Origin of the sequence: Flavobacterium notoginsengisoli (genome assembly GCF_014207905.1) — a bacterium.
GTDB lineage: Bacteria > Bacteroidota > Bacteroidia > Flavobacteriales > Flavobacteriaceae > Flavobacterium > Flavobacterium notoginsengisoli_A.
Genome location: NZ_JACHLB010000001.1, coordinates 138,012 through 150,307, shown reverse-complemented (window position 1 = coordinate 150,307; position 12,296 = coordinate 138,012). Strand labels below are relative to the sequence as shown.

Below are 12,296 nucleotides of genomic sequence, written 5' to 3'. Positions count from 1 at the left end.
TCAAAATTAATTTTTCAATTTTTTAAAATCAGGAAATTCTTATAAGGTTATTATCTGTGTGAATAATATGAAAATGAGGATTTTATGCTCTATAACGTTTTCTGAAAAGGTATTTGGCTATTAGCGCAAAAAACTGTTAAAATTTCTTTTATGTTTTTTGATTTAAAAGTTGCTTTTGTGTAAAAAACTTATACTTTTGTCCCTGATTTTGTAGGGAAAAATATATTTGTGAGGAAATTTCTATAAAAGAAAAATTTGTTTATTAATTATAGCTTGTTGATTTTAAACAGCTTGAATTTATGAGAAAACTAAAAGCCCCCTTTTTAGCAGTTACAATAATATTATTCAATGTTTCAGTGGTATTGGCTGCTCCTGAACCGCCAGAACCTACGGTGAGTACTGCACAATCAGATGCATGTGAATTTTGTGATCCTGGAACTCCGCCTGTGCCAATCGATCAAAATATTGTTTTTTTGGCAATTAGTGGCTTAGCTCTTGGAGCAGGCGTTATATATAAAAATAAAATAAAAAAAGCTTCAATTTAATTGAAGCTTTTTTTATTTAAAACCTGATGAAGGTTACTTGTTTATTGCGTAAAGCCTTGAAATGTATTTTCCAACTACATCAAATTCAAGATTGATTTTTGTTCCAACTTTGAAATCTTTAAAATTAGTGTGCTCAAAAGTATAAGGAATAATCGATACGCTAAATTCATTTGTTTTTGAATTTACTACCGTAAGACTTACACCATTTACAGTTATAGAACCTTTTTCTATCGTAATATTATTTAAGTTTTTATCATACTCAAAAGTATAGTTCCAGCTTCCGTTTGCTTCTTCAATTTTAACGCAAGTTCCGGTTTGGTCTACGTGACCTTGTACAATGTGGCCATCTAGACGATCTCCGAGTTTCATTCCTCTTTCTAAATTGACAATATCGCCAGTTTTCCAGTCACCAATATTGGTTTTTAAAATAGTTTCATCTATTGCTGTTACAGTATAAAAAGAATCTTTAATGGCAACAACTGTAAGGCAGATTCCGTTATGAGAAACGCTTTGGTCAATTTTTAGTTCGTGTGTTATTGAAGAGTCAACTGTTATATGTAGATTGTTTTGGTCTTTCTGGATTTCATGTATCCTGCCGAGTGTTTCTATAATTCCTGTGAACATTGTAGTTTTATTTTACTAAATTTGCAACATCAAAATTAGTAATAAATAAACTGAGCTCATGAATAAAAAAGCAGAAAATATAATTGTTGGAATTTCAGTAGGAGATTTAAACGGTATTGGAAGCGAAGTTATATTAAAAACATTCGAAGATTCTCGTATGTTAGAATTGTGTACGCCGGTTATTTTTGCAAATGCTAAGATTCTTTCTTTCGTTAAAAAAAGCTTTACATCGACAGTCCAGTTTCATGGAGTTGATAAACTAGATCAGGTTATTCCTGGAAAAGTTAACGTTTTTAATCTTTGGAGAGAAGGTGTAGATATTAATTTTGGGGTAAATGATGAGAAAATCGGAGAATATGCCATCAAGTCGTTTACAGCAGCAACAAAGGCATTAAAAGACGGAAGTATAGATGTTTTGGTAACAGGGCCTATTAATAAGTATAATATACAATCGGAAGATTTTAAATTTCCGGGACATACCGATTATCTTGATCAAGAATTAGAAGGTAATGCACTAATGATGATGGTTCAGGATAATTTAAGAGTAGGTTTAATTACGGATCATGTACCTTTAAATGAAGTCGCTTCACACTTGACAGTGGAATTGATCACTAAAAAAATTGAAACAATAAAAAAATCGTTGATTCAGGACTTTAGTATCGTAAAACCCAAAATTGCAGTTTTAGGTTTGAATCCGCATGCTGGAGATGGTGGCGTAATTGGAAAAGAAGACGATTTAATTCTAAAACCTGTTCTGAAAAAAATATTCGATTCTGGGACAATGGTTTTTGGGCCATTTCCTGCAGATGGTTTTTTTGGAAGCTCACAATATGAGAAATATGATGCGATTGTGGCCATTTATCACGATCAAGGATTAATTCCGTTTAAAACATTGTCTTTTGGAAAAGGAGTGAATTATACCGCGGGATTAAATAAAGTTAGAACTTCTCCAGATCACGGTACAGCTTATGATATAGCAGGAAAGGATATGGCAGATTACAATTCATTTAAAGAAGCAGTGTATCTTGCAATAGATATTTTTCGCTCGCGTAATCAGTATGAGGAGATTAGCGAAAAACCTCTTAAAATAAAAGAAAAACAGTTATAAACAAAAAAAGGTGAATAAGATTATTAGATTTATAATAATTTTATATCTTTGCACCCCAATTCAGATATCTAGTTTTAGAAATGAATTGATCAAATTGATGTTGAAATGAGCAAAACAAAAGAATTTTTAATTCCTTTCGTAGGATTAAAACTAGGAAAACACCATTTTGAGTATCAGATAAATAATGAGTTTTTTAAGGAATTTGAATACGATGAGTTTCAAAGTTCTGATATAAAAGTCAAATTGCTTTTTGAAAAGAAAAGTAATATGTTAGAATTGGAATTCAAACACAAAGGGACAGTTAATGTACCTTGTGATCTAACAGGTGAAGATTTTGATTTGCCTATAAAAGGTAAAATGAAATTGATTGTTCGCTTTGGAGAAGAATTCAATGATGATAATGAAGAATTGTTGATTTTGCCACATGGTGAGTTTGAAATAGATGTTGCGCAGTATATTTATGAAATGATTGCGCTTTCTGTACCTCAAAAAAGAATTCATCCAGGAGTTAAAGACGGAAGTTTGCAAACTGAAGCTTTAACAAAATTGAATGAGTTGAGTGTAAAAGAACAAAAGGAAGAGAGTAACAAAGAAGAAGATATTGACCCGCGTTGGGAAAAATTAAAGAAACTATTAACGGATAAATAATATAGTAAAATGGCACATCCTAAGAGAAAGACCTCGAAAACAAGAAGAGATAAGAGAAGAACACATTATAAAGCTACTGTAGCTCAAATCGCTACATGTCCAATTACTGGAGAGGCACATTTATACCACAGAGCTTACTGGCATGAAGGTAAAATGTACTACAGAGGGCAAGTTGTTATCGATAAATCTGAAGCGGTTGCTTAATACGTTTTTGTAAATTATACTAGAACTCTCACATAGTGAGAGTTTTTTTTGTTGGTTATAATTTTCGTTTTTTAAGAAAATATAGACAAAATCGTTTCGTTTTTTTTTGTAATTTTCAAGTCTTTTAAAAATTTTTCAAATTGGAGTATTTGAAAGGAAATAATAGAATATAATGAATACAATCACAGCCGCAATTACCGCTGTTGGAGGATACGTTCCTGACTTTGTGCTTTCGAACAAAGTTTTAGAAACAATGGTTGAAACCAATGATGAGTGGATTACCACTCGAACAGGAATTAAAGAAAGAAGAATTCTTAAAGATGCTGATAAAGGAACATCATACCTTGCAATAAAAGCAGCACAGGACTTAATTGCAAAAGCAAATATTGATCCGTTAGAGATTGATATGATTATCATGGCAACAGCAACACCAGATATGATGGTGGCTTCTACAGGAGTGTATGTTGCAACAGAAATTGGAGCTACAAATGCATTTGCTTACGATTTGCAAGCTGCATGTTCAAGTTTCTTATACGGAATGTCAACGGCTGCGGCATATGTACAGTCAGGACGTTACAAAAAAGTACTTTTAATTGGTGCAGATAAAATGTCATCAATTGTAGATTATACAGATAGAGCAACTTGTATTATTTTTGGAGATGGAGCTGGTGCAGTTCTTTTCGAACCAAATTATGAAGGTTTAGGTTTGCAGGATGAATATTTAAGAAGTGATGGTGTAGGACGCGATTTTCTTAAAATCCCTGCTGGAGGTTCTTTGATTCCGCCTAGCGAAGAAACAGTAAAAAACAGACAGCATAATATTATGCAAGATGGAAAAACTGTTTTCAAATATGCTGTAACCAATATGGCTGATGCCAGCGAATTGATTTTACAAAGAAATAATTTGACAAATCAGGATGTTGACTGGTTGGTACCACACCAGGCAAACAAACGTATTATTGATGCAACTGCTGGAAGATTAGAATTGGACGATTCTAAAGTGTTGGTAAACATTGAAAGATACGGAAATACTACTTCTGGAACTCTTCCATTAGTATTAGCTGATTTTGAAGATAAATTAAAAAAAGGAGATAATGTTATCTTTGCTGCCTTTGGTGGTGGATTCACTTGGGGATCTATCTATTTAAAATGGGCTTACGATAAGAAATAAATTAAAACTAAAAACGAATCATTATGGATTTAAAAGAAATTCAAAACCTAATCAAATTTGTTGCAAATTCGGGCGTTGCAGAAGTGAAGTTAGAAATGGATGATGTAAAAATCACAATCAGAACAACTTTAGAAACAAATGTAACTGAAGCAACTTACGTACAGCAATTACCTGCTCAGGCAGCTTTACCTCAAGTAGCGGCTCCACAAGTAACTGCTCCAGTTGTTGTAAATGTAACTCCAGAAGCACCAGCTGCTAAAGACGATTCTAAATACGTTACTATAAAATCTCCAATTATCGGAACATTCTATAGAAAACCATCTCCAGACAAACCAGTTTTCACTGAAGTAGGAAGCACTATTGCTAAAGGAGATGTTCTTTGTGTAATTGAAGCAATGAAATTATTCAACGAAATCGAATCTGAAGTTTCTGGTAAAATTGTAAAAATTCTAGTTGACGATATGTCTCCAGTAGAATTTGACCAACCTTTATTCTTAGTAGATCCATCATAATTTTTAAAAATTCCAATACACAAGTCACAAAATCCAATGAGTTGGAATTTGGAGATTGGAATTTGTAATTTTTAATTTAAATAAGATGTTTAAAAAAATATTAATTGCGAATAGAGGAGAAATTGCACTACGTGTAATTCGTACATGTAAGGAAATGGGAATCAAAACTGTTGCAGTTTACTCTACAGCCGACGCAGAAAGTTTACACGTTAAATTTGCTGATGAAGCGGTTTGTATTGGCCCTCCTCCGAGTAACTTATCGTATTTGAAAATGTCAAATATTATTGCAGCTGCAGAAATTACAAATGCAGATGCAATTCATCCAGGTTATGGATTTCTTTCTGAGAATGCTAAATTCTCAAAAATTTGTCAAGAGCACGGAATCAAATTTATTGGTGCAGCTCCTGAAATGATCGACCGTATGGGAGATAAAGCTTCTGCAAAAGCTACAATGAAAGCAGCAGGAGTTCCTTGTGTACCAGGTTCAGATGGATTATTAGAATCTTACGAGCATGCACAAAAAACAGCAGCAGAAATTGGTTATCCAGTGATGATGAAAGCTACTGCAGGTGGTGGTGGAAAAGGTATGCGTGCCATCTGGAAAGAAGAAGAGCTTTTAAAAGCTTGGGAAAGCGCACGTCAAGAAGCTGCTGCAGCATTTGGAAATGACGGAATGTACATGGAGAAACTTATTGAAGAACCACGTCATATCGAAATTCAAGTTGTTGGAGATGCTTACGGTAAAGCTTGCCACCTTTCTGAAAGAGATTGTTCTGTTCAACGTCGTCACCAAAAATTAACGGAAGAAACTCCTTCTCCGTTTATGACAGACGAACTTCGTGCTAGAATGGGTGAGGCTGCTGTAAAAGCTGCTGAGTTCATTAAATACGAAGGAGCGGGTACTGTAGAGTTTTTGGTTGACAAACATAGAAACTTCTATTTCATGGAAATGAATACTCGTATCCAAGTTGAGCACCCAATCACAGAACAAGTTATTGATTATGATTTGATCCGTGAGCAAATTATGGTTGCTGCTGGAATTCCGATTTCGGGTAAAAACTACCTTCCAGAATTACACGCTATCGAATGTCGTATTAATGCTGAAGATCCTTATAACGATTTCAGACCTTCTCCAGGAAAAATTACTACGCTTCATATGCCAGGAGGACACGGAGTTCGTTTAGATACTCACGTATACTCAGGATATAGCATTCCGCCAAACTACGATTCTATGATTGCTAAGTTAATTACAACTGCACAATCTCGTGAAGAAGCTATCAGTAAAATGCGAAGAGCTTTGGATGAATTCGTAATCGAAGGTGTGAAAACTACAATCCCTTTCCATAGACAATTAATGGATGATCCAAAATATATTGCAGGAGATTATACAACTGCATTTATGGATACATTTAAAATGAATAATCCAGAATAATTATAAAGGCTGTCAATTTTTTGACAGCCTTTTTTCTTTATAAGCTTTTATAAATTCCAATATTCAAATTCCAAATTCCAATATTTGGAACTTTCAACCTAAAAAAACTTGGAATTTGGTATTTTAAAATTTCAGATTTCTATCAAGGTTACACTTTAAGTGTTTACTTATTACACACCTTTTTTCTCCTTTACACACTTTTTTAAATTCGTCAATTTTTGGCATATTGAAGAAAACCCTTTAAAAACAAGCCTTTTACGTGTTTGGCATAGTTCTTTTCTTTTACGGCATAATAATTTCATTACCTAAAGCGTAAACAACTATTAATATTAAATATACACGTTATGAAAAATTTATTTTTATCAGCCGCAATTGTTTTAGGAAGTTTAACTTCATTCGCTTCAACTACACAAGTAAATAACACAATCGTAAAAACGATTACTATTGAAGACGAATATACTGAAATCAAATTAGAAGAATTACCAGCTGCAATTTCTGAAGCTTTGAAAAAAGCATACCCAGAAGCTGTAATTACAAAAGCATATAAAAACGAAAAATCTGAGTATAAACTTGATGTTACAGTAGGTGACAAAGTTGGAAATCTTTTCGCTAATGCAGACGGAACTTGGATTAAAAAATAATCTAAATGTAGGTTTGTGAAAATCCAGATCAAGAATACTAAGATCAAATTAACAATATTAAAACAGAACTATCATGAAAAATTTATTTTTATCAGCCGCAATCGTTTTGGGAGGTTTAACATCATTTGCTTCAACTTCGCCAATTTCAAATACTATCGTAAAAACAATCTCTATCCAAGATGATTATACAGAAATTAAATTGGAAGAAGTTCCAGCAGCAGTGACAGATGCGCTTAAAAAAGCTTATCCAGATGCTGTGCTTACAAAAGCATTTAAAAATACAAAATCTGAATACAAGCTTGAAGTAACTGTTGGTGAAAGAACAGGAAATCTTTTTGCTAACGCAGATGGAACTTGGATTAAAAAATAAGTAAACTAACCCTTAAAAACTATTACTATGAAAAAGTTAATCTTATCGGCAGCAATTGTTTTAGGCAGTTTGTCGATGCACGCAGAAAACAGTGTTGTACCTAATCAGATGGTACAGACAGTAAATGATCAGGATGGATACAAAGAAGTAGACGGAGTTCCGGCAGCTGTAAAAAAAGCTTTAGACGAAGCTTATCCTGGTGTAGTGCTTGAAAAAGCATGGGTAAATGACAAAAAGGAGTATAAAATTGAGGTAACCGTTCGTAAAGAAAAATCGATCGTTTACACAGATGCTTCTGGTAACATTCTTAAAAAGTAATTTAAATCAATATATTATGAAAAAGTTAGTTTTATCAGCAGCGATTGTGTTAGGAACTTTATCGGTTAACGCCGCAATTCTTCCAGCGATTTCGATCACTCAATCGGTACTTATTCAAGATGGATTTACCGAAGTAGCTGCAGATGCTGTTCCAGCAGCAGTGAAGTCTACAATTGAAAAATCTTTCCCGAATACTAAGCTTGAAAAGGCTTATAAAAACGAGAAAAACGAGTATAAACTTGAAATTTCAAGTGGAGACAAGAAGTATACTATTTTTACGGATGCTTCTGGTAACATCATCAAAAAATAATTAACAATCAGCATCATGAAAAAGTTAATCTTATCAGCAGTAGTTCTTTTAGGAACAATGTCAATTCAAGCAAATGTTTTGCCAGTTTCTAAAGACACAAAAGCAACTGTAATAGTTCAAACTGAATATACAGAAGTTACTGCAGATGCTGTGCCTGCAGCTGTTAAAACGGCTTTGCAGACCGCTTATCCAGGCGCAAAACTGGAGAAGGCATTTGTAAACGAAAAGAAAGAATACAAACTAGAAATATCAGTTGGAGACCAAAAGGCTACTGTATACTCAGATGTCAATGGTAACTGGTTGAAAATATAATTAGGTGAATTTAGATTTATGTTTTTGGTGAAAAAGAGATTGCATCGTGCAATCTCTTTTTTTTTGCATAATTTTGTGAAAATCCAATTTTAATAGTCTTATTTTAGCAAAAAACTCCCTAAAAGCAAATGCCGAAGATATTATTGATAGAAGACGACATCGCGTTTTGTAAGCTGTTAGAAAAATTTCTAATTAAAAAAGCGTACGATGTAACCATTGCTTTCTCAGCCGCAGAAGCACGCGTAGCAATCAAAAACGAATCGTTTGATTTGATTTTGACAGATCTTCGTTTGCCTGATTTTGACGGTATAGGGTTAATGTCTGAATTTAAAAACTCTCATCCGCATATTCCAATTATTTTAATGACAGGCTACTCTGATGTAAATACTGCCGTTAAAGCAATTAAAAATGGTGCGGCAGATTATATTTCGAAACCCTTCAATCCAGATGAGGTTTTGCTTGTTATTACAAATGCGTTAGAAACTCCTCAAATTGTAGAAGAGCAAACTCCAGTAAAAGAAAAAAAAGCACCAAAAAAGCAAACTTCTGCTGAAAATGAATTTGTAAAAGGAATCTCTGTTGCTTCAAAAAAACTATTAGATCATATTCAATTGGTTAGTCCGACCGATATGTCAGTTTTAATTATTGGTGAAAGTGGAACAGGAAAAGAAATAATTGCCAAAAGCATTCATCAGCAAAGCCAAAGAAAAAACAATAATTTTATTGCTGTCGATTGTGGAGCAATTCCGAAAGAATTAGCCGCAAGCGAATTTTTTGGTCATTTAAAAGGATCTTTTACTGGTGCAATCAGTGATAAAATGGGATATTTTGAAGCGGCAAATGGCGGAACTATTTTTTTGGATGAAATTGGAAACCTTTCTTACGAAAATCAAATTCAGTTATTGAGAGCGCTTCAAGAAAGAAAAATTAAGCCAGTTGGAAGTAATAAAGAAATAAACGTCGATATCCGCATTATTACAGCTACAAATGAAGATTTACGAGAAGCAGTAAAAAATGGCGATTTTAGAGAAGATTTATACCATAGAATCAATGAATTTTCTATTGAATCTCCATCGTTAAAAGATCGTGATGAAGATTTAATGCTTTTTGCCGATTATTTCCTTGAAAAAGCCAATCAGCAATTAAATAAAGATGTTATCGGATTTTCTCCAGAAGTAGTTTCTATTTTTCAGAATTATAATTGGCCTGGAAATTTACGTGAATTACAAAATTGTGTAAAACGTGCCACGCTTTTAACTCGAGGCGATTTTATCGAAAGCGAAGTGCTTCCGGCAGAATTTTTCCAAATTCAAAAACAGCCAAGTGGAGGCGAAAGCTTTTCTTTGTCTGATAATGAAAAAGAGGCTATTATTCATGCTTTATCTAAAGCACAAAATAATAAATCTGAAGCGGCTAAACTTTTGAAAATTACAAGAAAAACACTTTACAATAAATTGAAACACTATAATATTGAGTAAAGCACGAATTAAATTCGTGCTTTGTTTTTTATATTTCTTGTTTTAAAGCTTCAAAAAGAATTTCTATTTTTCTTTTTAAATCTGCATAAGTACTTTTGACATCAATTGTATTTAAATCTTCCTTTTCCAAATCTTTAAGAAATTCGCCAATTTCATTGGCTTGAATCTGTCTGAACATCGGAGCAATTCTATGTGCAATAGATTTTATTTCTTCATGATTTTCTTCTTCAACGGCAGTTTCTAAAAATCCTAAATTTTCGATGCTGGTTTCGATAAAAGAATTTAAAACTTCTTTCAAAGCAGATTCGTCTTTTCCTAGAAAATCATTTAAAGTTTCTAAAGAATACATTTGAGAAGAATTCTGGTTTTGAATTTCTGTAATTTCATTTTCAGGAATTTCTTCGTGATCCAAAATGTGCTGAATTGTTTCTAATAAAATCTTTGGAGAATACGGCTTTTTGACAACTGTTGTAAAGCCAGCATTTTTGTAAACAGAAAGATCTAAATCTGTTCTTCCCGTTAAGGCAATTACAGGCTGATTTTTATAAATAGGAAGTTCACGAAGTTTTTCCAATAATTGAAATCCGTCAATTCCTGGCATTTGAATGTCTGTAATAACAAAATCAAAAGGAGTGTTTTCGATAGTTTCTAAAGCCTTAGCTGGATTACTAAAAGAAAAAACTTGATGTTGTTCTTGTTTTAAAACACCACTCGTTAAATTCAAAAGATTAATGTCGTCATCAACAACAATGAAAGTTTGTTTCTTGATGTTTTTGGCAATTTTAGGTTTCTGTACACCCTCAGAATTGTTTTCACTATTATCGAACAATAAAGGTAATTGGATTTTAAAAGTGCTTCCTTTTCCAAAAATACTTTCCAAACTTAAATTGCCTCCCAAAATGGAAATTATTTTCTGGCAAATAGACAATCCTAAACCAGTTCCGCCATATTCTTTTTCGATATTTTCATTAGCTTGGGCAAATTCTTCAAAAACCAATTTCTGATTTTCCTTCTCAATTCCGATTCCTGTATCTTGAATTGAAATGGTAAAAGATTGTTCATCATTCGCGTAAGCGGCAATTCGAATATGTCCTTCTTCTGTAAATTTATAGGCATTTCCAATAATATTGGTCAGAATCTGTTTTAGTCTAAACGGGTCGCCAACAATTCGCTTTTGAAATTTCTCATCAATATTGATAATCAGATCAATGTTTTTGTGTTTGTAAACGGTTTGAATATTTCTAGCAATATCTTCAATAATTTCTGGCAGTAAAAACGGAACCTTTTCTATTGTAATTTTTCCTGCTTCTATTTTAGAAAAATCCAATAAGTCTTGTACTAACTGCGTAATATATTCGGAAGAATTTTTAATGTTTTTAACGAAATAAGACTGTTTGGTAGTAATGTCTGAATTTCCTAAAAGTTCAGAATAACCTACAATCGTGCTTAAAGGCGTTTTTAAATCGTGACTTACGGTCGAAATTAATTGCTCGCGACTTTTAAGTAGATTTTTAGTTTTGAAATTGGCAATTTCTAACTGCTTTTTATAGACTTGAGATTTCGAATAATCACTTACAATCAAAATAGAGAAAAATAAAGTCAATAATAAACCAATTACCGCCGAAGCCGTAACAATTTCGTTGACTCTTTTTAATGATTTTTCTTTTAAAGTATTGCTTTTAATAGAATTGATAATAATTTCTCGTTCAATAATTCGAAGTATTTTTCGAAGTTGATCTGAAATTGCAATTTCATTTTGAAGCAGTTTGTTTTCTTCAAAATTTAAAGATTCCTTTTTCTTTTCGGCTTTTAGTTTTACCGAACTTAATAGTTTTTTCGAATTAGCTAAAATCGAATCGGAAGCTTTTTTGCTTAAAGTATTTGTGCTATCGTCAGGAATATTTGAATTCATATAATCAACATAACGCTGTAAAACGTTTCGCTGATAACTTCCTAACTGATTTGGGTTTTTAGTGAAATCTTGAAGTTCTAGTTTTCTCAGATTGAACTCCATTTTGGTAATTTCATCAATAGCATTGTTTACAGAAGTTTCGTCGTCTGCTTTGTTCTTGATTTCTCTTAATTGTTTAATGTTTTCGGTTTTTTCGGCCAAAAAATAAGTCACACTATCTAAAAGTGTTTTTTGATATTCAGTTGTGACAATTTGTTTTAAAGTATCGATACGCTTACGAAGCGAGTCTGTTTCAATCAGATAGTTTTTGAAATCTTTTTGAGAGTTATTTTGAATGGTTTGCCTTGCTAAACTTTCTGTTTTATAAACATTAGAATACAATCTGCTTACTCTTAATATTTTATTTTTTTCTAAAGCAATTTTGTCTTCGAGTTTGTTATAAACGACATTTTCAGAATATAAAAACCATCCAACGGTGACAACCAAAGCTAATAATGCAACATAGCTGAATAAAACTTTTATTGCGGTGTAACTTTTTTTAGTCTCCATATTTTATTGAAAGATTTGGCGAATTTGGGATTAATAAAACAATGCAATTTATCTAAAAAAATCTGTTTTCGGAAACCTTAACCTTCTTTATCTGTTATATAATTGTCATGTTTGTAAACAAAAACAGCCGTAGGTTATGTAAAATCTACGGCTGTTTTTTAT

Annotated in this window: 15 protein-coding genes; 13 read left to right on the top strand and 2 right to left on the bottom strand. The window is 32.6% G+C overall.

Translation table 11 applies throughout. The features are described 5' to 3' along the window. Positions 1–299: 299 nt before the first annotated feature. Positions 300–545 carry a hypothetical protein gene (locus HNP35_RS00690; RefSeq protein WP_184159432.1) on the top strand — a complete coding sequence of 82 codons (246 nt, stop codon included), beginning with the start codon at positions 300–302 and terminating at the stop codon, positions 543–545. A gap of 33 nt (positions 546–578) precedes the next feature. On the opposite strand, the gene HNP35_RS00685 is transcribed toward HNP35_RS00690, so the two are convergent. Then, positions 579–1,169, bottom strand: coding sequence for a riboflavin synthase (locus HNP35_RS00685; protein WP_184159434.1), 591 nt, complete (start codon positions 1,167–1,169; stop codon positions 579–581). Positions 1,170–1,227: 58 nt separating this feature from the next. Between HNP35_RS00685 and pdxA the strand changes: the two genes are divergently transcribed. The 12 genes from pdxA (at position 1,228) to HNP35_RS00625 (ending at position 9,673) form a co-directional block, all read left to right on the top strand. Then, the gene (pdxA, locus tag HNP35_RS00680; RefSeq protein ID WP_184159436.1) at positions 1,228–2,277 is read left to right on the top strand and encodes a 4-hydroxythreonine-4-phosphate dehydrogenase PdxA; all 1,050 of its coding nucleotides are present in this window, start codon (positions 1,228–1,230) and stop codon (positions 2,275–2,277) included. A 105-nt stretch (positions 2,278–2,382) separates the two neighbouring features. Beyond that, positions 2,383–2,925 (top strand): YceD family protein, encoded by a 543-nt coding sequence (locus HNP35_RS00675; protein WP_184159438.1) that lies wholly within the window; start codon positions 2,383–2,385, stop codon positions 2,923–2,925. Between the two features lie 9 nt (positions 2,926–2,934). Then, positions 2,935–3,129 (top strand): 50S ribosomal protein L32, encoded by a 195-nt coding sequence (gene rpmF / locus HNP35_RS00670; RefSeq protein WP_008465217.1) that lies wholly within the window; start codon positions 2,935–2,937, stop codon positions 3,127–3,129. A gap of 172 nt (positions 3,130–3,301) precedes the next feature. Next, a complete protein-coding gene (locus HNP35_RS00665; RefSeq protein ID WP_184159440.1) occupies positions 3,302–4,300 on the top strand; it encodes a beta-ketoacyl-ACP synthase III in 999 nt (332 codons plus the stop codon). A 23-nt stretch (positions 4,301–4,323) separates the two neighbouring features. Further along, positions 4,324–4,812 carry an acetyl-CoA carboxylase biotin carboxyl carrier protein gene (accB, locus tag HNP35_RS00660; protein WP_184159442.1) on the top strand — a complete coding sequence of 163 codons (489 nt, stop codon included), beginning with the start codon at positions 4,324–4,326 and terminating at the stop codon, positions 4,810–4,812. Positions 4,813–4,897: 85 nt separating this feature from the next. Continuing rightward, complete coding sequence (gene accC, locus HNP35_RS00655; RefSeq protein ID WP_184159444.1) at positions 4,898–6,244, top strand: acetyl-CoA carboxylase biotin carboxylase subunit; 1,347 nt, start codon at positions 4,898–4,900, stop codon at positions 6,242–6,244. 344 nt (positions 6,245–6,588) lie between these two features. Next, a complete protein-coding gene (locus HNP35_RS00650) occupies positions 6,589–6,885 on the top strand; it encodes a hypothetical protein (RefSeq protein WP_184159446.1) in 297 nt (98 codons plus the stop codon). Positions 6,886–6,958: 73 nt separating this feature from the next. Next, the gene (locus tag HNP35_RS00645) at positions 6,959–7,255 is read left to right on the top strand and encodes a hypothetical protein (protein WP_184159448.1); all 297 of its coding nucleotides are present in this window, start codon (positions 6,959–6,961) and stop codon (positions 7,253–7,255) included. Between the two features lie 27 nt (positions 7,256–7,282). Beyond that, on the top strand, positions 7,283–7,573 hold the full coding sequence (locus HNP35_RS00640) for a hypothetical protein (RefSeq protein WP_184159450.1): 291 nt from the start codon (positions 7,283–7,285) through the stop codon (positions 7,571–7,573). Positions 7,574–7,589: 16 nt separating this feature from the next. After that, complete coding sequence (locus tag HNP35_RS00635) at positions 7,590–7,883, top strand: PepSY-like domain-containing protein (RefSeq protein WP_184159452.1); 294 nt, start codon at positions 7,590–7,592, stop codon at positions 7,881–7,883. A gap of 15 nt (positions 7,884–7,898) precedes the next feature. Beyond that, a complete protein-coding gene (locus tag HNP35_RS00630; protein WP_184159454.1) occupies positions 7,899–8,195 on the top strand; it encodes a hypothetical protein in 297 nt (98 codons plus the stop codon). A 128-nt stretch (positions 8,196–8,323) separates the two neighbouring features. Next, positions 8,324–9,673 carry a sigma-54-dependent transcriptional regulator gene (locus HNP35_RS00625; protein WP_184159455.1) on the top strand — a complete coding sequence of 450 codons (1,350 nt, stop codon included), beginning with the start codon at positions 8,324–8,326 and terminating at the stop codon, positions 9,671–9,673. Positions 9,674–9,701: 28 nt separating this feature from the next. On the opposite strand, the gene HNP35_RS00620 is transcribed toward HNP35_RS00625, so the two are convergent. Continuing rightward, positions 9,702–12,134, bottom strand: a complete 2,433-nt coding sequence (locus tag HNP35_RS00620; protein ID WP_184159457.1) for a hybrid sensor histidine kinase/response regulator — start codon at positions 12,132–12,134, stop codon at positions 9,702–9,704. Positions 12,135–12,296: the final 162 nt, after the last annotated feature.

What these genes read in the sequence shown, in the direction of transcription:
- HNP35_RS00690 (WP_184159432.1), top strand. Translation starts at nt 300, where the DNA reads ATGAGAAAACTAAAAGCCCCCTTTTTAGCAGTTACAATAATATTATTC.
- HNP35_RS00685 (WP_184159434.1), bottom strand. Translation starts at nt 1,169, where the DNA reads ATGTTCACAGGAATTATAGAAACACTCGGCAGGATACATGAAATCCAG.
- pdxA (WP_184159436.1), top strand. Translation starts at nt 1,228, where the DNA reads ATGAATAAAAAAGCAGAAAATATAATTGTTGGAATTTCAGTAGGAGAT.
- HNP35_RS00675 (WP_184159438.1), top strand. Translation starts at nt 2,383, where the DNA reads ATGAGCAAAACAAAAGAATTTTTAATTCCTTTCGTAGGATTAAAACTA.
- rpmF (WP_008465217.1), top strand. Translation starts at nt 2,935, where the DNA reads ATGGCACATCCTAAGAGAAAGACCTCGAAAACAAGAAGAGATAAGAGA.
- HNP35_RS00665 (WP_184159440.1), top strand. Translation starts at nt 3,302, where the DNA reads ATGAATACAATCACAGCCGCAATTACCGCTGTTGGAGGATACGTTCCT.
- accB (WP_184159442.1), top strand. Translation starts at nt 4,324, where the DNA reads ATGGATTTAAAAGAAATTCAAAACCTAATCAAATTTGTTGCAAATTCG.
- accC (WP_184159444.1), top strand. Translation starts at nt 4,898, where the DNA reads ATGTTTAAAAAAATATTAATTGCGAATAGAGGAGAAATTGCACTACGT.
- HNP35_RS00650 (WP_184159446.1), top strand. Translation starts at nt 6,589, where the DNA reads ATGAAAAATTTATTTTTATCAGCCGCAATTGTTTTAGGAAGTTTAACT.
- HNP35_RS00645 (WP_184159448.1), top strand. Translation starts at nt 6,959, where the DNA reads ATGAAAAATTTATTTTTATCAGCCGCAATCGTTTTGGGAGGTTTAACA.
- HNP35_RS00640 (WP_184159450.1), top strand. Translation starts at nt 7,283, where the DNA reads ATGAAAAAGTTAATCTTATCGGCAGCAATTGTTTTAGGCAGTTTGTCG.
- HNP35_RS00635 (WP_184159452.1), top strand. Translation starts at nt 7,590, where the DNA reads ATGAAAAAGTTAGTTTTATCAGCAGCGATTGTGTTAGGAACTTTATCG.
- HNP35_RS00630 (WP_184159454.1), top strand. Translation starts at nt 7,899, where the DNA reads ATGAAAAAGTTAATCTTATCAGCAGTAGTTCTTTTAGGAACAATGTCA.
- HNP35_RS00625 (WP_184159455.1), top strand. Translation starts at nt 8,324, where the DNA reads ATGCCGAAGATATTATTGATAGAAGACGACATCGCGTTTTGTAAGCTG.
- HNP35_RS00620 (WP_184159457.1), bottom strand. Translation starts at nt 12,134, where the DNA reads ATGGAGACTAAAAAAAGTTACACCGCAATAAAAGTTTTATTCAGCTAT.